This is a genomic window from Azospirillum sp. P4_B5 (assembly GCF_056402275.1).
The window spans coordinates 1-21,955 of the sequence record NZ_JBFUHT010000008.1; the positions used below are offsets into that span (position 1 = coordinate 1).

Below are 21,955 nucleotides of genomic sequence, written 5' to 3' on the forward strand. Positions count from 1 at the left end.
GCTTTTCCCGGCAAAAGCGGTGCGATCCGCTCCCATTGATCATCCTGCAGCACCAATCGGTCCAAGGCCACCTCCTGCTCGGCAGCCTTGAATCAGGTTTCGCAAGCCGCGGGAACCCCCCTTCGCCACATGAATGTCAACAGACCCTAAGGCAACCGAGGTCGGCGCGGGGCGCCAGCTTCGACCGCACCCGCGCGACCTGCATGAGGCGCTGGCCGCGGCCCGAGCGCGGGAGGCGTCCGCCGACGAGCGGCCGCTCTACGCACTGCGCCTCGCGTTCCCGCTCCCGCTCTGTGGGAGCACGGCACCGGTGGTTCGAAGGCCGCGCCATCTGACGCCCGCCTCCATGACCGCCCAACCCCGTCCAGACATCATGCGGATTTCCGCCCATAGACCAGAGCGAGCATTAGGAAAGCGGCGATCCACAAGACACCCGCCAGCGGAATCAGCAACATCGTGTGCTGCGGGTCGAGTGAGGCCGCGATACGTGCGCAGGCTGCCGCTGCCACGGCGAGGTGGATGCCGGTCGACAGCCGGGAGGTGGTGAGCGCATGCTTGTTATGGGCCAGAGTGGACTGCGCCATCATCACCGACAGCGTCATGCCGCCGACGGCGCCCATGGTCCAGGCGTGGATTGCCGCAGCGTTGAAGGCGGTGTCGCCGCCCAGAGAGGCCCAGGCCGCCAGCAAAAACCCGGCCGGGATGAAGGTGCGAGCAACGTGCAGGACGAACACGGGCAGCCCGGACGGCGCGCGGTGCGGTCGCCACCGTGCGAGCCGCGCCGTCTGCGTGAATCCGGCGGCCAGCAGCAAGGCGCCGGTGAGACGTTCGTCCAAGACACCATCTTCCCGCAAGATCCAGGTTGCGAGAGCCAGCAGCCCGAGCCCCATCGCCACCCTGTTGAGAAGGGTGGAGCGTACGTGCCGAAGGGGATTGCCGCGCGCCGTCCGCCACTTTCCGGCGAGGCTCGGGGTGATCCCCCCGCCGTCCGGTATGATCCCGCCCCCCAGCATGGTCCAGGTCAGGAGCGCTGCCACAGCGAGGCTCGTGCCGTGGACACTTCGCCCGAAGCGCCACAGCTCCCAATGGAACAGGCTCTGCGCGCCGACTAGGGCGGCAAGGACGGTGAGGATCGTCAAGTTGCGGCCGTTTTTCGTCAAAAGGAATTTCCGTCCGGCCACGGGTATGAGGGCCGCCGGGAACAGCAGGGCAAGCAGTGCGACGGTCAGCGGCTCCAGCGCCGCCGATCCGGCCACGCCCAGCCGCCCGACGATCCAGACGGCGATCAGCGCGGCCAACGGCCAGGCGGCTAAGGGCCGACGCACGGTCCGGTTCCCTACAGCCGTCAACAGGACGCTGCCGACAATGAACGGCATGAAGCCGAACAGCAGTTCGTGCGCGTGCCAGGAGGAAGGGGAGAACGCCATTTCCAGGCCGATGAGGCCGAGGAACCATGGCACCCAGACGGCGACCAGCGTCGCGGCGCAGAGTGCCGCGAACAGGAGGAAGGAGTCGCAGCCGGCACGGGTATGGAGGGCGGTTTTCATCGGGGGGCGCCAGTGGGGTTTGCCAGTCTCGCCGGAGATCAACACACCTCCGCCTCCTCTACGCGGGGCCGCGACAGGAAGGGCCAATAGACCTTGAGCCAGAGCAGGAAGGCCGCCGCCCAGAGCAACGCCGCCAGAGCGTGGGGCGGTCCGGGCGGCACCGGCAGAGGGCCCAGTTCCGGCAGGACCCGCAACGCTACGGCCCCGATCAGCAACGCAATGGCCAGACGTGCCGCCGCTGGAAGGGGAAAGGTCCGGCCGGTGTGGAACAGCCCGGCGATGGCGAAGACCGCCAGCACGCCGAGGCCCAGCCCGCCCATCAGCGCCACGTGCAGCGCCGGCGTTTCGGCGAATCCAGCCCCCAGCCGGGAAGCGCCAATCAGCAGCAGACCGGCGCCAGCCATCAGGCTCGACCCGGCCAGGGCGAGGATCTCCGCGCGGAAGACAGTGCGTCCGATGAAGGATTCGGCGACCCGGTCGAGAAAGGCGGCCCCCGCGGCGATGAAGAGATAGGCGCTCACCGCGGGCGACAGCCCGGCGACCTCCCCGGTCAGGGCAATGGCAACCAGACCGGGCGCCAGATTGAGGCGTCCTGGATGGGGCCGGTAGGGCGAACTGCCCTGGCTGGGGTCGAGGACGAGATTCGTGACGGGCACCGAAATGCGCGCCAGAACGAGGCCCAACAGCCCGAGCAGCACCAGACCGGCGGCGTGCAGCCCGGCCTGCGCCCACTCCACGTCACCGATGACAAACGCGACGTGGACCACGGCACCCGACACTGCGAGCGCGTTCAGCCAGAGCAGAACGCCGATCAGCCGGCTCGTGCGCTTGCGCCAGGACACCGCCGCGACATAGACGGGCAGGGCGGCGAGCCACGCCGTGTCGGCGATTGCGGCGACGACGGCCGCCCCGTCGGCACCGAGCAACCCGGCGACCCGCCCGATCCCCCACAGCGCCGCCAGCACGAAGAGGGCGCGCCCCCGAAGCCGCCGGCTGTCGGTCCATTCCGGGATGGCCGTGGTGATGAAGCCGATCACCGCCGCGCCGAAGGAGCCGAACAGCATCTCGTGCGCGTGCCACAGCCCCGGCGGGATCGCGCCGTCGAAGGGCAGGGCGAAACCATTGACCACCGCCCACAGCAGCGGCCACAGAGCGGCGTGCAGGGCCGAGAGCGGGAAGAACAGCCGCAGCCCCTCGTCGCCGAGGATGCCGGCGAGGGTCGGCGCGGGGGCGGTTCGGATCGTATCCGTCACGGAGTCCGCCTTTCGTCGATGTCGTGGATGTGGCGGAACAGCGGGTCGTCGGACAGGAATCCGGCGACCAGCCGGTAGACGGTGCCGTCGTCGCGCCCACCCGGTTCGCCGGGAACGGCGCGCGTCCCGGCGATGCCACGCCCCTGGGCGTCCATCACCACGACGCGGTGGGCGATGCGCACCGCCTCCATCAGGTCGTGGGTGATGAACAGGGCGCCGAACCGCGCCCCGCGCGCCGCCTCGATCACCAGATCCTGCATGCGGCGCTTCAGGGCGACGTCGAGCGCGGTGAAGGGCTCGTCGAAATAGACGAAGTCGGGGTCGATCGCCAGCGCCCGCGCGATGGCGGCGCGCTGGCGCATGCCCCCCGACAGCTCGATGGGAAACTTGTCGAGGTCGGAGCGGTCGAGCGCCACCCGACGCGCGGCCTCCTCCGCCCGCTCCCGCCGTTCGCGGCGAGGCAGGCCGAGCAGGCGCAGCGGGTAGGCGATGTTGGCCCGCGCCGTCGCCCAGGGTAGCAGGCGCGGGTCCTGGAACACCATGCCGTGGCGGCGGTAGCGCCGCGCGACGCGGCCCCGCGACGGCTCGACCACCCCGGCGGCGATGTGCGCCAGAGTGCTCTTGCCGCAGCCCGAGGGACCGACGAGCGCCGCCACCTCGCCCGCCGCCAGCGACAGGTCCACGGCGTCGAGCACCGTGCGGCCGAGATAGGCGTGGCCGATGCTGGACAGCGTCAGGGAGGGGGCGGTGCCCGTCGTTTCGCGGGTCATGGCAGGATGCCTTTCAGATGTCGGATGTCAGAAGCTGACCTTCAGGCCGGCGTAGAAGGCCCGGCCGTCGCCCGGCAGATAGACCGCCTGGGTGGGCGACGCCTGATCGACGATCAGGGTCGAGGAGGCGTAGGTCGCGTCGAAGATGTTGCGCGCCTCGCCATAGACGCTGACATGCTGGTTGATGGCGTAGGTGCTGCGCAGATCGACGGTGGCGTAGCCGTCCGTGTAGACGCTGTTCATGTTGTCCACGGGGGTCTTGCCGGGATACCAGTCCACCTCCGCCCCCACCGACAGCGCCGTCGTGATGTCGTAGCGCGCCGAGGCGTTGATGACGTGGCGCGGCGCGCCGGCCAGCCGGTTGTCGCCGCGCACCGGATCGTCCTGGAACCGGAAATCCTGGAAGGTGTAGGCGATCCGGCCGCTCAGCCGGTCGGTGAGGAAGGCCGACAGCCCGAGATCGACGCCGAAATGCCGTGTCCGGTCGGCGTTCACCGCGCCGAGCGAGGCCCCGGTGGCGTCGCGCAGGCTCAGCAGCTCGTTCTTGACCCAGGAGTAATAGGTCCCGGCATCGACCGCGACGAGCCCGAAACGGCCGCGCCAGCCCGCCTCGACGGTGGTCGCCGTCTGCGCCTTGAGGTCCGGCGTGCGGTAGGCGGTGGAGACGAGTCCGGGCTGGGCCGGGTTCGGGCGACCGGCGCTGCTGTTCGGCGTGCCGTTGACGGTGGCGATCAGATCGTCGTGGGTCGGCGGCTCGAAGCTGCGGCTGACGGCGGCGTAGAGGGTGTGGTCCTCCAGCGGCTTCCAGGTCAGGCCGAGGCTCGGGCTGAATCCGGTGTAGCTGCGGTCGTAGCTGGTGTCGCCGGCGGGGATCGAACCGGCGGGCAGCGCCACCCGCGGGTTGGCCGGGTTGAAGGCGATGGTCGGCCGCCGCGCCGCGCCGAAGGTGTCGTCGTTCTCGCGCGTGGCGTGGGTGACGGTGAGTGCCGGGGACAGGGTGACCGCGTTGCCCAGCGGCAGGTTCAGGCCGCCGTGGAGCGCCAGGGTGGAGGCGTCCATTGTGCTGCGTCCGAACAGGGCGCCCTGGCTGCCGGCGTTGTTCAGGTAATCCTCGCGGTCCGCCGAGCCGACGACGTAGCGCAGGGTCGTCTCGAACAGCGGCAGGGGCTGGCTCGCGTCGGGGCTGTAGGCGTAGCGCGCGACGGCGGTGACGTCGCCGCCCTCCGTCTTGCGGATGCCGGAGGAGATCGGGAAGCGGAACGTGTCGTCGGTGTGGGTGTAGCCCAGCGCCACGTCCAGCAGGTGCGCCCCGAAGGTCGCCGTCGTCCGGTTGCCGACGCGGAACTGCTTGGCCTCGCGCTCGGGCCGGTCGCGGACGACGTTCGGTCCTGGGTTGGTGGCGACACCGTTGACCACGCGGGGGCCGGTGTAGACCGCCTTGGGGTTCGATTCCAGAAGCTGGCGGGTCAGCGGGCCGGCCACGTCGAAGGACAGGTCGGTGTAGCCGGCGAAGAAGCGGGTGGTGACGGTGTCGGACAGCACGGCGCCCGCGTTGGCGTCGAAGCCGGTGCGCTCGGAGCGGTTGTAGTCGCGGTAGCCGTCGCGCTGGCTGCGCTGGACCTGGATCAGCCCGTCGAGCTTTCCGGCGCTGCCGCCGGCCTGCAAGGCGGTGTTGAACTGGCCGAAGCTTCCGCCCTCGACGCCCAGCCGGTAGCCCGGCGCGGAGGAGCCGGTGGGGGAGATAAAGTTGATCGCCCCGCCCAGCATGCTGGCGCCCAGCCGGTTGGCGGTGTAGCCGCGGTAGATCTCGGTGAACTCCGCCTGGCGCGGGTTGGCCAGCCCGACGATGTAGGAGCCGTCGGCCCGGTTCAGCGGCAGGCCGTTCTGCAGGGCCAGGATGCCGCGCTCCACCGGATTCTGCTGAAGCCCGGAACCGCGGATCTGGATGCGCGGCTGGTCATTGCCGCCGAAGAAGTTCTGCACCACGACGCCGGGCACTCCGGACAGCGCGTCGGACACCGTGACGTTCGCCTTGCCGGCCAGATCCTCCTCCGCCACCAGGGCGGTGCCGCCGGGGATCGCCTCCAGACGGCGGCGGGCGGTCGCCTCGGCGTTGTCGGCCTGTCCCTCGACCATGACGGGGGAGAGGACGACGGCGGCGCCCGGTGCCGCCGACTGCGCGTGGGCCGGCGGCGAGGCCGCGGCGCCCAGCGAGGCCAGGGCCAGTCCGGCCAGAAGAATGGGCGCGCGGGTGGCGGTGTCCGCTCGCGCGGTTCGGAACGCCGCTTGGCCGGCCTGTCCCCGTGTCGTCATGGTGCTGGTTTCCCCGGAAAAGCCGATGTCTCGGACTTAAATGCAAATGATTGTCGTTCGCATTTTATCGGCCTTTCGGGCGGGCTGTTTGTCCGCGGTCAAGTTCGAGGCGGAAAAGCAGTGTGCACGGTCGATTTTTCCGTCTCGATTTTTCCGCCGCCGCCTGTTTTGAAGGTCAGCGCTTGACGCCCCAGGGGCGCGCGGCGTTGCGCCAGCGTTCAAACTCGGACCGGATGGGGTGGACCAGCGTGTATTCGACGACGATCAGCCCGGTCACCGCGATCAGCACCCAGGCCAGCGCCTCGGCGACATCGAGGTTGGCGCGGGCGGCGGCCAGCGCACCGCCGATGCCACCGGTGTTGGCGAGAAGCTCGGCCATTACCGCTACCTTGAAGGCGGACCCCAGCGCCACGGTCAGCGCCGGGAACAGGAAGGCGGCGACATGGCGCAGCCCGAGCGTGGTCAGCCGGGCGAGCGGGCCGGCGCCGAAGGCGCGTGCCATGTCGTCCAGCCCGCGGTCGCGGGTGACGGCGCCTTCGGCCACGCCGACGAAGACCACCGGGGTGGCGGCGACCAGCACCGTCGTGATGATGGTCCCATCGGTGGAGCCGAACCAGATCATCGCCAGCACGATCCAGGCGATGGGCGGAACCCCCAGCAGGACGGTCAGGATGGGGCGGGCCAGCCGCATCGTCGCCGGCGAATAGCCAGCGGCCAGCCCGCCCGCGGCGCCGGCAAGGGCGGCGAGCGCGAAGCCCTCGACCGCGCGCAGCGTGGTCTGACCGGCCAGTTCCCAGGCGGCGGGATCGGCGGCGATGGTCAGTCCGGCGGCCAGCGTCGCCAGCGGGGCGGGCAGGATGAAGTCGCCGTAGCGCTCATGCCCCGCCTGCCAGAGCGCGGCGAACAAGGCCAGCCCGGCCAGCCCGGCCCAGCCCGACCACAGAAACTGCCCGACCCGGCCCAGCCGGTCGAGAACCGCGTCGGCGCGCGCCGTCGTCATGCCGCGCCTCACAAATAAAAGTCCGCCGCAGGCAGCGCACCGCCGATGATCTTGGGGTCGAACTCCGCCAGGGCGCGGAAGACGGCCTCCATCGGTTCGCGAACGGCGCTGGCGCGCTGGGCGACCAGATTGGAATGGGGGATCGCCTGCTCGATGACCGGCCAGGGCAGGCCGAGCGGCGCCGCGGCGTCGCKGGCGGCCCGCGCCGGGTCGGCGTTGACCGAAGCGGTGGCCTTGACCAGCGCGCCGTGCAGAGCCTCGACAGCGGCGGGGTGCTCCGCCAGGAAGGCGCCGGAGACGCCGAGGCCGGCCTGCGGCAGCACGGTCGCCAACCCGGTGGCGGCGCCCCAGGCCTGCTGGATGTCGAGGACCCGAGTCACCGTCTTGCCGGCCATCCCGGCGCGAAGGATGGCGGCGGAGGCCGCCGGCTCGGGCAGCAGGGCGGTGTCGGCCCGCCCGGTGACGAGAAGCTGGATCGCTTCCATCGGCGTGCCGGTGAATTGAAGGGCGACATCGCCGTCGGCGGTCAGCCGCTCCCCCGCCAGGAGGCGCCGGAACACGTATTCCGGCGTGTCGTTGCGGAAGGGGATCGCGACGCTCCGGCCCTTCAGCGCGGCCACCGAGGTCAGCGACGGATCGGTGGACAGCAGATACAGCAGCCCGTTGGTCATCACGTTGACCAGCCGGACGCCGAGGCCCTTGTTGAACAGGTTGGCGGCGGACTGGGTCGGCAGCACGAAGGTCTGCATGGTGCCGGAGGTCATCCCGGCGCGCAGCTCGTCCGGGGTGCGCCACGCCTTGAACACCACCTTGTCGGCGACCGGGCGGAGCAGGCCGGAGGCGATGGCGTGGACCAGCGTGATTGACGGGCCTGCGGGCGGTCCCCACAGGGTCAGTTGCGGCAGGGGGGGCGTGGCGGCCGCCGCGGGGCGGCGGAGGGCGGGAGCGGCCAGCAGGGCGGCGAGCCCCGCCAGCGCGACGCGGCGGTTCGGGCGGATCATCGGACGCGTCCTCAGCGGTTCGCCGTCTTGTCGGCGAGGCCGGCGCGGTCGATCACGTCGTACAGCTCCAGATCCTCGCGGGCGATGCGATGCTTCAGGGCGGTCACGACCTCCCGCGTCTCGCGGACGAAGGTTTCCGGATCCTTGGACACGGCCAGCGGGCCGGGCCAGCTTGCCCGGTAGCGGTCGAAGCGTGCGCGCAGGCTGCCCATTTCGGCCTGGAAGCGCGCCGCCGTCGCCCGCAGCGCCGGGGTCGGGTGGGCCAGCAGGCGCGGGTAGAGCGCGCTGTCCTCCAGCGACAGGTGGACGGTGAACACGCCGAACAGGTCGCGGACCGCCGTGGCGAGAGCGGCGGCGTTCGCCACCGGGGACGGTGCCGCCAGCAGGGAGTCGATCCGGTCGACGAGCTGTCCCACGGTGGCGTGGTGATGGCGGTACAGGGTGGTGCTGATGGCTGCACTGGACATGACGAGGTCTCCAACCGGGGCCGCCAGCGAATGGGCGGTGCGTGACGGTGAGAGTGCCGGCGGGAGCGTCGCCGTTCGTTGTGCCAGAGCAAGCAGGAGGAGGGTCGGCGGAGAAACGACGCGGCGGGGRGCGGGGCGCKCGGCCCCGGCYCCCCGCCGCGGTTAAGGCGACGGTTCTCTCAGGAGCGCTCAGTCGTCCCCATGCCCGTGGGCGAGCGCCGGACCGGTCGGCACCGCCGCCGGCTTGCCGGCCCCGACCATCGTGCGCAGCAGGACGTAGAAGACCGGCGTCAGCATCAGGCCGAACAGGGTGACGCCGATCATCCCGGCGAACACCGCCACGCCCATCGCGTGGCGCATTTCGGCGCCGGCGCCGGTGGAGGTGACCAGCGGCACCACGCCCATGATGAAGGCGATGGAGGTCATCAGGATGGGGCGCAGCCGCAGCCGGCTGGCCTCGATGGCGGCCTGCACCACGCTGCGCCCCTGATGCTCCAGCTCGCGGGCGAACTCGACGATCAGGATGGCGTTCTTCGCCGACAGGCCAACCAGCACCATGAAGCCGATCTGCGTGAAGATGTTGTTGTCGCCCCCCGTCAGCCACACCCCGGCCAGCGCCGACATCAGGCTCATCGGGACGATCAGCAGGATGGCCAGCGGCAGGGTCAGGCTCTCGTACTGGGCGGCCAGCACCAGGAAGACGAGCAGGATGCTGATGGGGAAGATCCACAGCGCCGCGTTGCCGGCCAGGATCTCCTGATAGGTCAGGTCGGTCCATTCGAACCGCACGCCGCGCGGCAGGGTCTCCTGGGCGATGCGCTCCGCCGCCGCCTGCGCCTGGCCCGACGAATAGCCGGGGGCCGGGCCGCCATTGATGTCGGCGGCGGTGTAGCCGTTGTAGCGCACGACCATCTCCGGCCCGTAGCTCTGCTTGACGGTGACCAGCGAGGAGAGCGGCACCATGTCGCCCTGGGCGTTGCGCGTCTTCAGCAGGCCGATGTCGGCGGATTCGGCGCGGAAGGGCGCGTCGGCCTGGACCCGGACCTGGTAGACGCGGCCGAAGCTGTTGAAGTCGTTCACATAGAGCGAGCCCAGATAGATCTGCATGGTGTCGAACACCTCGCCGATGGGCACGCCCTGCTGCTTGGCCTTCACGCGGTCGAGATCGACGTCGAGTTGCGGGACGTTGATCTGGTAGCTGGAGAAGGCCGGCCCCAGCTCCGGCGTTTCCATGGCCTTCTTCAGGAAGGAGCCGACCGCCGCGTTCAGCGCCTCGTAGCCCAGCGCGCCGCGGTCCTCGATCTGCATCTTGAAGCCGCCCAGCGTGCCGAGGCCCATCACCGGGGGCGGCGGGAAGATGGCGACGAAGGCTTCCTTCAGGCCGGCGTAGCGCTTCTGCAGGTCGCCGGCGATGGCGGCGGCGGAGAGCGACGGGTCCTTGCGCTCGGCGAAGGGCTTCAGCGTGACGAAGACGATGCCGGCGCTGGAGCTGTTGGTGAAGCCGTTGACCGACAGGCCGGGGAAGGCGACGGCGCTCTGCACGCCGGGGCGGGCCAGCGCGATGTCGGTCATCTCGCGGATCACCGCCTCCGTCCGGTCGAGCGAGGCGCCGTTGGGAAGCTGGGCGAAGCTGATGAGGTATTCCTTGTCCTGCGCCGGGACGAAGCCCATCGGCACGGTGCGGCCGAGCAGCACGGTCACGCCGAGCAGCCCGACATAGACCAGCATCATCAGCCCCTTGTGCCGCACCACCCCGCCGACGCCGCGGCCGTATCCGGTCGAGGCGCGGTTGAAGACCCGGTTGAACAGCCGGAAGAAGCCGCCGAAGACCTTGTTCATCGCGCGGGTCAGCCAGTCCTGCGGCTGGTCGTGGCCGCGCAGCAGCACCGCCGCCAGGGCCGGCGACAGGGTCAGCGAGTTGAAGGCGGAGATGACGGTGGAGATCGCGATGGTCATCGCGAACTGCTTGTAGAACTCGCCGGTCAGGCCGCTCATGGCCGCCAGCGGCACGAAGACAGCGACCAGCGTCAGCGCGATGGCGATGATCGGGCCGCTGACCTCCTGCATGGCGCGGTAGGTGGCTTCCTTGGCCGACAGGCCGTTCTCGATGTTGCGCTCGACGTTCTCCACGACGACGATGGCGTCGTCCACGACGATGCCGATGGCCAGCACCATGCCGAACAGCGACAGCGCGTTGATCGAATAGCCCAGCCCCAGCATCAGCGAGAAGGTGCCGACGATGGACACCGGGACCGCCAGCAGCGGGATGATCGAGGCGCGCCAGGTCTGGAGGAAGACGATGACCACCAGCACGACCAGGGCGACCGCCTCCAGCAGCGTGTGGATCACCGCGTCGATGCTGGAGCGGACGAACTGCGTCGGGTCGTAGACGATGCTGTAATCGACGCCGTCCGGCATGTCGGCCTTGAGGTCGGCCATGGTCGCCCGGATGGCGTCGGAAATGGCCAGCGCGTTGGCCCCCGGCGACTGGTTGATGCCCAGCGCCACCGCCGGCTTGTTGTCGAGCAGCGAGCGCAGGCCGTACTGCGCCGCCGCCATCTCGACGCGGGCGACGTCGCGCAGCAGGGTGACGCCGCCCTGCTCGCCGGTCTTCAGGATGATCGCGCCGAACTCCTCCGGCGTCGTCAGGCGCCCTTGCGCGTTGATCGAGAGCTGCAGGGGCGTGTCGGGCAGGGACGGCGAGGCGCCGATGACGCCCGCCGCGACCTGGACGTTCTGCTCGCGGATCGCCGCCACGACGTCGGACGCGGTCAGGCCGCGCTGGGCGACCTTGTTGGGGTCGAGCCAGACGCGCATGGAATAGTCGCCGGCCCCCCACACCTGCACCTCGCCGACGCCGGCGATCCGGCTCAGCCGGTCCTTGACGTTCAGGATGGCGTAGTTGCGCAGGTAGGTCATGTCGTAGCGGTCGTTGGGCGACAGCAGATGCACGACCATGGTCAGGGTGGGCGAGCTTTTGACCGTCGTCACGCCCAGCCGCTGCACGTCGGACGGCAGGCGCGGCAGCGCCTGGGCCACCCGGTTCTGCACGAGCTGCTGCGCCTTGTCCGGGTCGGTGCCCAGCCGGAAGGTCACGGTCAGCGCCATGTTGCCGTCGCTGTTGGCCTGCGACTGCATGTAGAGCATGTTCTCGACGCCGTTGATCTGCTCCTCCAGCGGAGAGGCGACCGTTTCGGCGATGACCTTGGGGTTGGCGCCCGGGAACTGGGCGCGCACGACGACCGACGGCGGGACGACCTCCGGGTATTCGGAGATGGGCAACTGGAACAGCGAGATCGCTCCCGCCAGGAACAGCGCCACCGACAGCACGCCCGCGAAGATCGGGCGGTCGATGAAGAATTTCGAGATGTTCATGATGGCCTTCCCAGCGGGCGGCATGGAGTTCGGACGCAAGGCCCCCTCCGTCCTCCGCGGTGCGGGGGACGGTTGGGCAGGGGGTTCGGTTGTTACTGGTTCGCGGCGGTTTCGATGGCGTCGGCCGGCTTGCCCATCGCCACGGTCTTCGGGCTGATGCGGGCGCCGGGGCGGGCGTGCTGGACACCGTTGACGACGATGCGCTCCCCGGCGGCGAGGCCGCTCTTCACCACCCGCAAGCCGTTCTGCGCAGCACCCGGGACGATTTCGCGGTACTGCACGGTGTCGTCGCCGCCGACCACCAGGACGAACTTCTTGTCCTGGTCGGTGTTGATGGCGCGGTCCTCGACCATCAGCGCGTCGTGCGGGGTGCTGCCGCCGACCTTGACGCGGGCGTAGAGGCCGGGGACCAGCATCCCGTCGGGATTGTCGAACTTGGCGCGCACGCGGATGGTGCCGGACACGGAATCGAGCCGGTTGTCCACATGCTCCACCGTGCCGCCGCGCGAATAGCCGCTCTCGTTGGCGAGGCCGAGCTGGACCGGCACGTCGGCGGCGTCCTTCACGCTGGCGATGTGGCGCAGGTAGGTCTGCTCGTCGACGTCGAAGGAGGCGTAGATCGGCGAGACCGAGACCAGCGTCGTCAGCGGGGCGGCGGAGGCGCCGGACGCCACGACGTTGCCCACCGTCACCTCGGCGCGTGAGACGCGGCCGGAGATCGGGGCGGTCACCTGGGTGTGCTCCAGGTCGATGCGGGCGAGGTCGAGGGCCGCCTGCGCCGCCTTCAGGTTGGCGCCGGCCTCGCGGGCGGCGTTCTCCTTCTCGTCGAGCGTCTGGCGCGAGACGGTGTTGTTCTGGACCAGCCGCTGGGCGCGGTCGAGGTCGGCGGCGGTGAAGCGCACCGCGGCCTGCGCGGCGGCGACCTGGGCCTCGGCCCTTGCCACCTCGGCGACGTGGGGGCGCGGGTCGATGGTGAAGAGGGGATCGCCCTTTTTCACCAAAGCGCCATTGCGGAAATGCACGGCGGTGATGGCGCCCGACACCTGCGGGCGCACCTCCACCCGGTCGACCGCCTCCAGGCGGCCCGAGTAGGACTGCCAGTCGGTGATCTTGCGGGCGACGACCGGCGCCACGTCCACCTCGGGGGGCGGCGGGGCGGCGGTCGCCGCGGCGGGGGCGTCGGCGTGGCCCTGGGTGGTGACGACACCGGCGACACCGGCGGTCGCGGCGCCGACGGCGAGAAGGAGGGCAAGCTTCGAAGGAGACAACGACATGGGACCACTCTCCTGGGGAGTCAAACGAAGGCGCCGCGGCCGTCCGCGGGGGACAGGCGGCGGCGGAAGAAGTCGGCGACGGCCAGCAGCGCCGGGCGGTGGCCCGGCAGGGCGGCGTGCGAAATGGCGGGGAAGCGGGTGACCTCGGTGGGCACGCCGGCTCCGATCAGGTTGGCGGCGTACTGCTCCGCCTCGATGCGCAGGACGTCCTTCTGCGCGGTGACGATCAGCGTCGGCGGCAGTCCGGCCAGCCGGCGCGAATCCAGCGGTGCGGCGTAGGGGTGCAGGCGCTGCGCCGCGTCGGGCAGATAGGCGCGGTAGCAGCGGGCGTAGGCGGTCGCCGGAACGTCGCACTGCATAGCCTGGGCGTCGCCGGCGCGGGTCAGGCTGGGGTCCAGCATCGGACCGAGCAGAGCCTGCGCCCGGATGTCCACCTCGCCCTGGTCGCGGGCGAGGAAGGTCAGCGAGGCGGCGACATGACCGCCCGCGTCGTGCCCGGCGACGCCCAGCCCGCCCTTGGCGATGTTCAGGTCGCGGGCTTCGGCCAGGGTCCACAGGGCGGCCTGGTGGGCGTCGTGGGCGGCGGTGGGGAAGCAGTGGGCCGGGGCCAGCGAATAGCCGACCGAGACGACCAGCGCCGGCACGCTCTCGGCGATGGCGGCGGCGGCGGTCTCCGCCTCCTCCAGCGAACCGGAGGTGAAGCCGCCGCCGTGCAGGTACAGCAGGGCCGGAACGGTCAGCCCGATCAGCGGCCGGTAGAGTCGCAGCCGGATGTCCTGGGCGTGGCCGGCGATGGTCCGGTCATCGACCGAGAGCGGGCAGGGTGCCGCCCCGGCTGTGCGTGTTTTTGACTGATCCGATGACCGGCCCATGATCCGACGGTGCCCCAGCACCCCTCCCGCATTGCAACAGGAGGGAGTTTGGACGTTAGGCCGGTCGGAATAAATACGCGGTCAACGGCAACACAATTCGGATCGGATGAACAATCGAGGACCTTGGGGATGTCGGCACTTCAACCCTCTCCTCCCCGGGGAGAGGGTGGCCCGAAGGGCCGGTGAGGGGGTGTTACGCCCAGCAGGGCGGAAAAAGAGCGATGGCTTGGCGATCGGTTTCCGGTTCATGACACGCAACGCAGCCCCCTCACCCGACCCTCTCCCCAGGGGGGAGAGGGCTTGATCAGGACTCACATCACGCAGAGGCAGGCGTCCTCCGGCTCCGCGGCGGCGGGGGCCGGCGCGGGCTTCTCCCGCTCCGGGCACTCGTAGCCGTCGATCTCCTCGCCCTGCATCAGCGGGCAGCCCTCGAACCGCTCGGCCACCCAGTCGACGAAGGCGCGGACCTTGGGCGACAGGTGGCGGTTGTGCGGGTAGAGCGCGGAGATCGGCATCAGGGCCGGGCGCCAGTCCTTGAGGATCTCCACCAGGGCGCCGCTGCGCAGGTGGGGCAGCGCCATGAAGCGGGCGATCTGCCCGATGCCCAGCCCCTCCAGCGCGCAGGTGACGTAGGCGTCGGCGTCGTTGACCGAGACCGGGCCGTTCAGCTTCACCTCGCGGGTGACGCCGTCGCGCTCGAAGCTCATCTCGTGCATCTTGCCGGTGCGGGTGAAGTAGTTGACGGCGGTGTGGCCCTCCAACTCCTCGATGGTCTTGGGGATGCCGTGGCGGGCGAGATAGGCCGGGCTGGCGACGGTCACCGGGCGGAAGGCGCCGACCCGGCGGGCGATCAGGCTGGAATCCACCAAGTCGCCGACGCGCAGCACGCAGTCCACCCCTTCCTGGATCAGGTCGATGGGGCGGTCGCTCATCCCGATCATGATCTCGATGTCGGGGTAGCGGGCGTGGAACTCGTGGATGGTCGGGATGATGATGAGCCGCCCGACCGAGCCCGGCATGTCCACCCGCAGCCGCCCGCGCGGCGTCTTGCGGGCGCTGGTGAAGGAGGTCTCGATCTCCTCCAGGTCGGAGAGGATGCGGGTGGCACCCTCCAGATAGGCGGCGCCGTCGAGCGTCAGGCTCAGCTTGCGGGTCGTCCGCTGGAGCAGGCGCACGCCGAGCGCCGCCTCCAGATTCTGGATGGTCGTCGTCACCGAGGCGCGCGGCAGGCCCAGCGTGTCGGCGGCCTTGGTGAAGCTGTTGACCTCGACGACGCGGACGAAGACGCGCATCGCGTGCAGTTTGTCCATGGTCGGTCCATCGACGCAGTGGGTACAGCCCGCACACAAACGGAGCGGGCCGGGTTGCGCCTATCTAAGCACAGCCCGGCGCGAAGTCGATGGGGCTTTGGTGGGGAGCCCTCAGGTGGCTGGCGCCGGCTTGGCGGCCGGGGCGCGGCCCAGCGTCGGAACCAGCAGCGCGGCGCCCAGGCAGAGCAGCCCGGCGATGAAGAAGGCCGGCAGGTAGCTGTCCAGCGTGCTGCGGGCGTAGCCGGCCCCGAAGGCGGCGCAGGCGGCGCCGATCTGGTGCCCGGCGAAGACCCAGCCGAAGACGAGGTTGGCGCGCTCCCGCCCGAACCGTTCGGCGGTCAGTCGGACGGTCGGCGGCACGGTGGCGATCCAGTCCAGCCCGTAGAACACCGCGAACAGCGATAGGCCGTAGAGCGTGAAGTCGGAGAAGGGCAGGAACAGCAGCGACAGGCCGCGCAGGCCGTAATACCAGAACAGGAGCCAGCGGTTGTCGTAGCGGTCGGACAACCAGCCCGAGGCGACCGTGCCGACGAAGTCGAAGATGCCCATCAGCGCCAGCAAGCCGGCGGCCCGCACCTCCGGCACGCCGAAATCGACGCAGAGCGGGATCAGATGAGTCTGGATCAGCCCGTTGGTGCTCGCCCCGCAGATGAAGAAGGTGGCGAACAGCACCCAGAAGACCCGCGTCCTCGACGCGTCGCGCAGGGCGCCCAGCGCGGCGGCCACCACCGATCCGGCGGGCGGCGGGGCGGCCGCAGTGCCTTCCTCGCCATAGGCGGCCAGCCCGAGGTCGGACGGACGGTCGCGCATCAGGGCGAGCACGGCCAGCGCCGCCACCCACAGCAGCCCGCACAGCAGAGCCAGCGCGACGCGCCAGCCCATCTGCTCGGTCAGCATCGACAGCAGCGGCATGAAGACGAGCTGCCCGGTGGCCGAGCTGGCGGTCAGCAGGCCGACGACCAGCCCGCGCCGCCGGCTGAACCAGCGCGTCGCCACGGTGGCGCCCAGCACCATGGCGGTCAGGCCGGTGCCGAAGCCGACGACGAAGCCCCACAGCAGGATCAGCTGCCAGACCTCGCGCATGGCGAGCGACAGCAGCAGCCCGCCGCTGACCAGAGTGAGCGAGGACAGCACCATCCGCTTGACGCCGTAGCGGTTGATGAGCGCGGCGGCGAACGGCCCCATCAGGCCGAACAGCAACAGGCGGATGGCGAGCGCCACCGAGATGTCGGCGGTGGACCAGCCGAACTCGCGTTGCAGGGGCAGCAGCAGGACGCCGGGGGCGCCGACCGCGCCGGCCGACACCAGCATGGTCAGGAAGGTGACGCCGACGACGGCCCAGCCGTAATGGACGTTGCGCCGCGCCAGCGCGGCGGCGACGGGGGAGGACAGCATGGATGCGCTTCCGGTTGGACAGATGGGGTCAGGCGGGCCGTTCCACCGCGATGGCGGTGGCCTCGCCGCCGCCGATGCACAGGGAGGCGACGCCGCGCTTCAGCCCCCGCGCCGCCAGCGCGTGCAGCAGCGTCACGATCAGCCGCGCGCCGGTGGCGCCGATGGGATGGCCGAGCGCGCAGGCCCCGCCGTTGACGTTCAGCGCGTCGCGGGGAATGCCCAGCTCGCGCTGCGCCGCCATGGCGACGACCGCGAAGGCCTCGTTGATCTCGAACAGGTCGACGTCGCCGACACCCCAGCCGACGCGGTCGAGCAGTTTGCGGATCGCCGGAATCGGCGCCGTGGTGAACCAGGCCGGGTCCTGGCTGTGGGTGGCGTGGCCGAGGATGGTCGCCAGCACGGGCAGCCCCTCGCGGTCCGCCAGGGAGCGGCGGGTGAGCAGCAGGGCCGCCGCCCCATCGGCGTTGGCCGAGGAACTGGCCGCGGTGATCGTGCCGTCGCGGCGGAAGGCCGGCTTCAGGCCGGCGATCTTCTCCGGCGCGACCTTCAGCGGGTTCTCGTCGTCGGCGACGGTACGCTCGCCACCTTTGACGGCGAGGGTGATGGGCGCGATCTCGGCGGCGAAGGCGCCGCTCGCGATGGCGGCGCGGGCGCGGGTCAGCGTCTCGACGGCGTAGGCGTCCTGATCGGCGCGGGTGAAGCCGTGGAGTCCGGCGGTCGCCTCGCCGAAATCGCCCATCGGGCGCCCGCCCTCATAGGCGTCCTCCAGCCCGTCGAGCATCAGGTGGTCGAGGATGCGGTCGTGCCCGATGCGGTAGCCGCCGCGCGCCTTGGCCAGCAGATAGGGCGCGTTGGACATCGACTCCATGCCGCCGGCCACCACGATGTCGGACGAGCCGGCGCGGATCAGGTCGTGGGCGAGCATCGTCGCCTTCATGCCGGAGCCACAGACCTTGTTGACGGTGGTGGCGCCGGTGGCGTCGGGCAGACCGGCGCCGCGCGCCGCCTGCCGGGCCGGCGCCTGCCCCTGGCCGGCGGGCAGCACGCAGCCGAGCAGCACCTCGTCCACGCGCTCCGGCGCCAGCCCGGCGCGGCTCAGGGCGGCGCGGACCGCGTGGGCGCCCAGCGCGTGGGCGGGCAGCGCCGACAGCTCCCCCTGGAAACGGCCGAGCGGGGTGCGCGCGGCGGAGACGATGACGACGGGATCGATGGATTCCATGATCGCGCTTTCCCTTATGAGAGGAGGATCACTGCACCGTCAGCCCGCCGTCGACGTTGATCGACTGGCCGGTGATGAAGGACGCGGCGTCGGAGCACAGCCAGACCACGGTGTCGGCGACCTCGCGCGGCTGGCCGACGCGACCGACCGGGTGCAGCGGGCCGAGCGCCGCGTTCACCGCCTCCTCCCCGCCGAAGGACCCGGCGCTCATCGGCGTCTGGATGATCGCCGGGCAGACGGCGTTGACGCGCACACCGGACTTGGCCACCTCGATGGCGACGCTGCGGGTCATGCCCTCGACCGCCGCCTTGCTGGCGGAATAGACGCTGTTGCCGGCCAGACCGATCTGGCCCAGCACGGAGCCGGTGGACACGATGGCGCCCTTGCCCTGCCGCAGCATGATCGGCAGCTCGTGCTTCAGGCACAGCCAGACGCCCTTGATGTTGACGGCGACCATGCGGTCGAAGTCGGCCTCCGTCGTGTTGGCCACCGTCCGGCCGAAATGGATGCCGGCGTTGTTGAAGGCGTAGTCGAGCCGGCCGTGATCCCGCTCGATCCGGGCGAACAGGGCGGCGACCTCCTCGGCGTCGGCGACGTCGGCCTGGACGAAGACTGCGCGCCCGCCGGCCTGCCGGACGAGGTCCACCGTCTCCAGCCCCTCCGCCTCGCGCCGCCCGGTGACGATCGCCGTGGCGCCCGCCTTGGCGAAGGCCAGCGCGGTCGCCCGCCCGATGCCCGAGGTGCCGCCGGTGACCAGGGCCACGCCGCCGCTCATATCCGTCATTGTCCTCTCCATGCTCGCTGGGTTATGATGATGATCATCATGAATGGACTTATTCATGACGTCCATCATGAATATCGCCATGAGCCCCCGCGATGGAGGCGTGGCAGCCATGCACAAGGTGACGACGTGAAGGTTTCCAAGGAAAAGGCGGCGGAGAACCGCGCCGCCATCGTCAAGGCGGCGGGACGCCTGTTCCGCGAGCGCGGGTTCGACAAGGTCGGGGTGGCGGAGATCACCAAGGCCGCCGGGCTGACCCACGGCGGCTTCTACGGCCATTTCGCCTCGAAGGACGCGCTGGCCGCCGAGGCGTGCGAGGCCGCATTCGCGGAGAGTCTCGCCCGGCTGCCCGCCGACGAGGCGTCGCCGGAGGGGGCGCTCAACGCCTTCCTGACGCGCTACTTGAGCGAACGGCACCGCGACCAACCGGACGCCGGCTGTCCGATGGCCGCCTTCGCCGGGGAGGTGGCGCGCCAGGATCCCGCTGTGCAGGAGCGCTTCGGGACCGGAGTCGAGCGCTTCTTCGAGGTGGTGGAAGAGCGCCTGCCGGAGCGGGACGGGGAAGGCGCCACCGGCCGCCGTGACCGCGCCATCGCTATCGTGTCGGCCCTGGTCGGCGGCATGGTGCTGGCCCGCGCCACCGCGCCGACCGAGCCCGAACGGTCGGCGGCGATTCTGGCGTCGCTGCGCCGTCAGCTTGGGATCAGCGGAGGCGGCGGGGAGTGAGCATTCTCCCGCGTGAAGGTCAGCCCGTAGGGCTCGGAGGCGCTGTGGTGATGACGCCGGTCGGCAACTCGCGGACGGTCACCGGGGCCATCGGTCCCGCCAGGGCCGCCGGTTGAAACAGGTCGGCGCCTCGGCAAGATTGACCTCCGGCCCGGCGATGGCGTTACCTGTCCGGGATCAGCCTGGGCGAGGACCAGATCGGGGATGCCGCGCGCCGCTCCGCCCGGGTTGGCATTGCGGACCGGATGGACGGTTGCCGCTTTCCCGGAGACCGCCCGCCCATGACCCACACTGCTCCTGTCCGCCCGCCGATGGGCGCCGAAACCCCGTTGGACCGTCAATTGCGCCTTTGGCGCAACCACCATCGCCTGGCGCCGCCCGACGAGCGGATGCGCGCCCTGACGGAGCGGTGGCTCGGCCCCCATCTTCCCGCCCTGGAAGCGCTAATGCTGGAACTGCGCCACGGCGTCGATCGGGATCGGGACGAGGGCCGGCTGACCTTCCCAAAGCGCCGCAACCCTTACCCCAAGGGCTTTTGCCGCGAGATCAGCGCCGCCGTCTTCGAGCGGCTGCGCCGGCGGATCGCCGCGCCGGACACGCCGGTCACGCAGGCTCTGGCGGCTTTCGTCCGCGAGGGCGGCCGCCTGTCCCCGATCTGGGGGGCGCTGCGCGGCAGCTATTTCCAGAACGCCATGCAGGTCGGCTCCCTGTACGTCGACGCGGCCAACGACACCGTGACCGTCACCAAACCCAAGGTCGAGATCCTGCCTCTGGAGGCCAGCGGACTCGAACCCGTCGTCGAGGTGGCCCACTTTGCCCGGATCGCCCAGGTTTACTGGGGCGGCACACTCTGGGCGAACACCCTGTTCCCGCGGCTGGCGCCGGTCTTTCCCATCCTCCACATCGGCCCGGACGGGCGTCCCCACCTGCACCCGGACAGCCTCGGGGTCTTCGCCGAAAATCTGGCCGGCGGCTGCCGGTCGGCCCTGGCCTTCCTGGAGCAGGAGCGCGACGGCGGACGCGTTTTGCCGGCCGACGTCGCGGCGGCGCTCGCCCCGTGGCGGAAGCATGGCCCCTGGTTCGAGGAGATGTGCCCGACGCCCAACTGGGACCGGCTCCGCGCCGGTTTCGCCCAGGCGGCCGATCCGCAGGGGCCGTACCGTTCGCCCCAGAGCTTTCAGGGGATGATCGAGGCGGTCAAGCGCGCGGCGGCGGTGTAACAACACGCCCCACGGCCCGGCCTCTTTACGGAGTGGTGCCCCGACGGTAAGCTGGAGCTATTGAGTTTTGCTATGGCCGCTCCGGCAGCGGTGCTGTGGAGCAGGACGGTCCGATGAACGGCATTCCCAACATCCGGCATTTGAGGGCCTTCCGCGAGGTGGCGCGGCGCGGCAGCATCAGTCAGGCGGCGGAGCATGTGCATCTGTCCCAGCCCGCCATCACCCAGGCCATCGCCAAGCTGGAGGAGGAGGTCGGCACCCCCCTGTTCGAGCGGCGGCCGGACGGCATGGCGGTGTCCGCCATGGGCGTGCTGTTCCTCGACCGCGTGGAGCGCGCGCTGGACCGCCTGCGCACCGGCACGCGTGAGGCGGTCCGCATCGGCGGGCGCAAGGGTGGCCTGCGCGGCGTCGCCGACTTCGACCAGCTTCTGACCGCGGCGCAGATCCGCGCGCTGGCTGCGGTCGCCGACGCCGGAAACTTCAGCCTCGCGGCGCGCACCGTCGGCATCTCGCAACCGACCTTGCACCGCGCCGCCCGCGATCTGGAACGGCTGTCGGGCATGCCGCTGTTCACGCGGACCGCCGCCGGCATTGCGCTGACCCCCGCCGCCAAGGCGCTGGTCCAGCATGTGAAACTGGCGATCACCGAGCTGGAGCAGGGCTTCGCGGAGGTCGGCGAGGGGCTGGGCGGCGACACCGCCCGCATCGTCGTGGGCAGCATGCCGCTGTCGCGCCCCTTCATCCTGCCGACCGCCGTCAACGCGCTGGTGCGCGAGCGTCCGGACGTCCAGTTCGACGTTCTCGACGGCCCCTACGACGACCTGCTGCACGGGCTGCGCCACGGTGAGATCGACGTGCTGATCGGCGCGCTGCGCGACCCGCTGCCCATCGACGACGTCGTGCAGGAACCCTTGTTCGAGGACCCGCTGGTCGTGGTCGCGCGCGCCTTCCATCCGTTGTCCCGCCGGCCCAGGCTGACGCTGGAGGAACTGGCGGGGTGCCAATGGGTGGTCCCGCGCCGCGGCACGCCGACGCGCGACCGGTTCGAGGCGCTGTTCGCCGACGCCCCGCCGCGTGGGCTGGTCGAGACCAGTTCCCAGATTCTGGTGCGCGGCCTGCTGCTGGGCAGCGACCGGCTGACGCTGATTTCGGCGCACCAGATCCGGCATGAGCATGAGCTGGGGCTGCTGGTCATCCTGCCTGTGGAACTGGCCAACACCGAGCGCACCATCGGCCTCACCGTGCGCCGGGGCTGGCGTCCGACCGCGACGCAGGCGCATTTCCTCGACCTGCTGCGCGCGGCCGGGACGCAGGCCGTCTCGCCGGTTCCCCGCCCGTAAAGGACCATTCAAAACACCGACGAAGCGCTATTCGAAAATTGGATAGAACGGTCCGTCATTGAATGACGCCGGCAGGGCGCCGGCGTGCTAGC

17 protein-coding genes are annotated in these 21,955 nt (G+C 70.7%); 3 read left to right on the forward strand and 14 right to left on the reverse strand.

Going from position 1 to position 21,955, the window contains the following annotated elements; genetic code table 11:
* Positions 1–371: 371 nt before the first annotated feature.
* The 14 genes from AC1DVI_RS07740 to AC1DVI_RS07805 form a co-directional block, all read right to left on the reverse strand.
* The gene (locus AC1DVI_RS07740; protein WP_476957445.1) at positions 372–1,547 is read right to left on the reverse strand and encodes an NnrS family protein; all 1,176 of its coding nucleotides are present in this window, start codon (positions 1,545–1,547) and stop codon (positions 372–374) included.
* 38 nt (positions 1,548–1,585) lie between these two features.
* The gene (locus AC1DVI_RS07745) at positions 1,586–2,800 is read right to left on the reverse strand and encodes an NnrS family protein (protein ID WP_476957446.1); all 1,215 of its coding nucleotides are present in this window, start codon (positions 2,798–2,800) and stop codon (positions 1,586–1,588) included.
* The gene (locus tag AC1DVI_RS07750) at positions 2,797–3,570 is read right to left on the reverse strand and encodes an ATP-binding cassette domain-containing protein (RefSeq protein ID WP_476957447.1); all 774 of its coding nucleotides are present in this window, start codon (positions 3,568–3,570) and stop codon (positions 2,797–2,799) included. Before AC1DVI_RS07750 ends, AC1DVI_RS07745 begins: the two co-directional genes overlap by 4 nt.
* Positions 3,571–3,597: 27 nt before the next feature.
* Positions 3,598–5,883, reverse strand: coding sequence for a TonB-dependent receptor family protein (locus AC1DVI_RS07755; RefSeq protein ID WP_476957448.1), 2,286 nt, complete (start codon positions 5,881–5,883; stop codon positions 3,598–3,600).
* Between the two features lie 175 nt (positions 5,884–6,058).
* Positions 6,059–6,883, reverse strand: a complete 825-nt coding sequence (locus AC1DVI_RS07760; protein WP_079285546.1) for an ABC transporter permease — start codon at positions 6,881–6,883, stop codon at positions 6,059–6,061.
* An 8-nt stretch (positions 6,884–6,891) separates the two neighbouring features.
* Entirely contained in the window at positions 6,892–7,884 is a 993-nt protein-coding gene (locus tag AC1DVI_RS07765; protein WP_476957449.1) for an ABC transporter substrate-binding protein, read from the reverse strand.
* Between the two features lie 11 nt (positions 7,885–7,895).
* Entirely contained in the window at positions 7,896–8,351 is a 456-nt protein-coding gene (locus tag AC1DVI_RS07770) for a hemerythrin domain-containing protein (protein WP_454019669.1), read from the reverse strand.
* 189 nt (positions 8,352–8,540) lie between these two features.
* On the reverse strand, positions 8,541–11,726 hold the full coding sequence (locus AC1DVI_RS07775; protein WP_476957450.1) for an efflux RND transporter permease subunit: 3,186 nt from the start codon (positions 11,724–11,726) through the stop codon (positions 8,541–8,543).
* Between the two features lie 92 nt (positions 11,727–11,818).
* Positions 11,819–13,000 carry an efflux RND transporter periplasmic adaptor subunit gene (locus AC1DVI_RS07780; protein ID WP_476957451.1) on the reverse strand — a complete coding sequence of 394 codons (1,182 nt, stop codon included), beginning with the start codon at positions 12,998–13,000 and terminating at the stop codon, positions 11,819–11,821.
* A 20-nt stretch (positions 13,001–13,020) separates the two neighbouring features.
* Positions 13,021–13,872: an alpha/beta hydrolase gene (locus tag AC1DVI_RS07785; RefSeq protein WP_476957452.1), complete on the reverse strand. Its 852-nt coding sequence runs from the start codon at positions 13,870–13,872 to the stop codon at positions 13,021–13,023.
* 311 nt (positions 13,873–14,183) lie between these two features.
* Positions 14,184–15,182 (reverse strand): LysR family transcriptional regulator, encoded by a 999-nt coding sequence (locus AC1DVI_RS07790; RefSeq protein WP_476957453.1) that lies wholly within the window; start codon positions 15,180–15,182, stop codon positions 14,184–14,186.
* A 111-nt stretch (positions 15,183–15,293) separates the two neighbouring features.
* A complete protein-coding gene (locus AC1DVI_RS07795) occupies positions 15,294–16,577 on the reverse strand; it encodes an MFS transporter (protein ID WP_476957454.1) in 1,284 nt (427 codons plus the stop codon).
* Positions 16,578–16,605: 28 nt separating this feature from the next.
* Positions 16,606–17,796, reverse strand: a complete 1,191-nt coding sequence (locus AC1DVI_RS07800) for an acetyl-CoA C-acyltransferase (RefSeq protein WP_476957455.1) — start codon at positions 17,794–17,796, stop codon at positions 16,606–16,608.
* 28 nt (positions 17,797–17,824) lie between these two features.
* Entirely contained in the window at positions 17,825–18,580 is a 756-nt protein-coding gene (locus AC1DVI_RS07805) for an SDR family oxidoreductase (RefSeq protein ID WP_476957456.1), read from the reverse strand.
* A gap of 126 nt (positions 18,581–18,706) precedes the next feature.
* On the opposite strand from AC1DVI_RS07805, the gene AC1DVI_RS07810 reads away from it, so the two are divergent.
* The 3 genes from AC1DVI_RS07810 to AC1DVI_RS07820 all read left to right on the forward strand — a co-directional run bounded on the left by AC1DVI_RS07810 (position 18,707) and on the right by AC1DVI_RS07820 (position 21,863).
* The gene (locus tag AC1DVI_RS07810) at positions 18,707–19,303 is read left to right on the forward strand and encodes a TetR/AcrR family transcriptional regulator (protein WP_476957457.1); all 597 of its coding nucleotides are present in this window, start codon (positions 18,707–18,709) and stop codon (positions 19,301–19,303) included.
* 281 nt (positions 19,304–19,584) lie between these two features.
* Positions 19,585–20,523 carry a hypothetical protein gene (locus AC1DVI_RS07815; RefSeq protein WP_476957458.1) on the forward strand — a complete coding sequence of 313 codons (939 nt, stop codon included), beginning with the start codon at positions 19,585–19,587 and terminating at the stop codon, positions 20,521–20,523.
* A gap of 113 nt (positions 20,524–20,636) precedes the next feature.
* A complete protein-coding gene (locus AC1DVI_RS07820) occupies positions 20,637–21,863 on the forward strand; it encodes a LysR family transcriptional regulator (protein ID WP_476957459.1) in 1,227 nt (408 codons plus the stop codon).
* Positions 21,864–21,955: the final 92 nt, after the last annotated feature.

Bases quoted from the DNA above. Each gene is read 5' to 3' on its own strand.
- AC1DVI_RS07775 (WP_476957450.1), bottom strand. From the start codon at position 11,726: ATGAACATCTCGAAATTCTTCATCGACCGCCCGATCTTCGCGGGCGTG.
- AC1DVI_RS07815 (WP_476957458.1), top strand. From the start codon at position 19,585: ATGACCCACACTGCTCCTGTCCGCCCGCCGATGGGCGCCGAAACCCCG.
- AC1DVI_RS07760 (WP_079285546.1), bottom strand. From the start codon at position 6,883: ATGACGACGGCGCGCGCCGACGCGGTTCTCGACCGGCTGGGCCGGGTC.
- AC1DVI_RS07790 (WP_476957453.1), bottom strand. From the start codon at position 15,182: ATGGACAAACTGCACGCGATGCGCGTCTTCGTCCGCGTCGTCGAGGTC.
- AC1DVI_RS07785 (WP_476957452.1), bottom strand. From the start codon at position 13,872: ATGGGCCGGTCATCGGATCAGTCAAAAACACGCACAGCCGGGGCGGCA.
- AC1DVI_RS07770 (WP_454019669.1), bottom strand. From the start codon at position 8,351: ATGTCCAGTGCAGCCATCAGCACCACCCTGTACCGCCATCACCACGCC.
- AC1DVI_RS07800 (WP_476957455.1), bottom strand. From the start codon at position 17,796: ATGGAATCCATCGATCCCGTCGTCATCGTCTCCGCCGCGCGCACCCCG.
- AC1DVI_RS07755 (WP_476957448.1), bottom strand. From the start codon at position 5,883: ATGACGACACGGGGACAGGCCGGCCAAGCGGCGTTCCGAACCGCGCGA.
- AC1DVI_RS07740 (WP_476957445.1), bottom strand. From the start codon at position 1,547: ATGAAAACCGCCCTCCATACCCGTGCCGGCTGCGACTCCTTCCTCCTG.
- AC1DVI_RS07820 (WP_476957459.1), top strand. From the start codon at position 20,637: ATGAACGGCATTCCCAACATCCGGCATTTGAGGGCCTTCCGCGAGGTG.
- AC1DVI_RS07750 (WP_476957447.1), bottom strand. From the start codon at position 3,570: ATGACCCGCGAAACGACGGGCACCGCCCCCTCCCTGACGCTGTCCAGC.
- AC1DVI_RS07795 (WP_476957454.1), bottom strand. From the start codon at position 16,577: ATGCTGTCCTCCCCCGTCGCCGCCGCGCTGGCGCGGCGCAACGTCCAT.
- AC1DVI_RS07780 (WP_476957451.1), bottom strand. From the start codon at position 13,000: ATGTCGTTGTCTCCTTCGAAGCTTGCCCTCCTTCTCGCCGTCGGCGCC.
- AC1DVI_RS07805 (WP_476957456.1), bottom strand. From the start codon at position 18,580: ATGACGGATATGAGCGGCGGCGTGGCCCTGGTCACCGGCGGCACCTCG.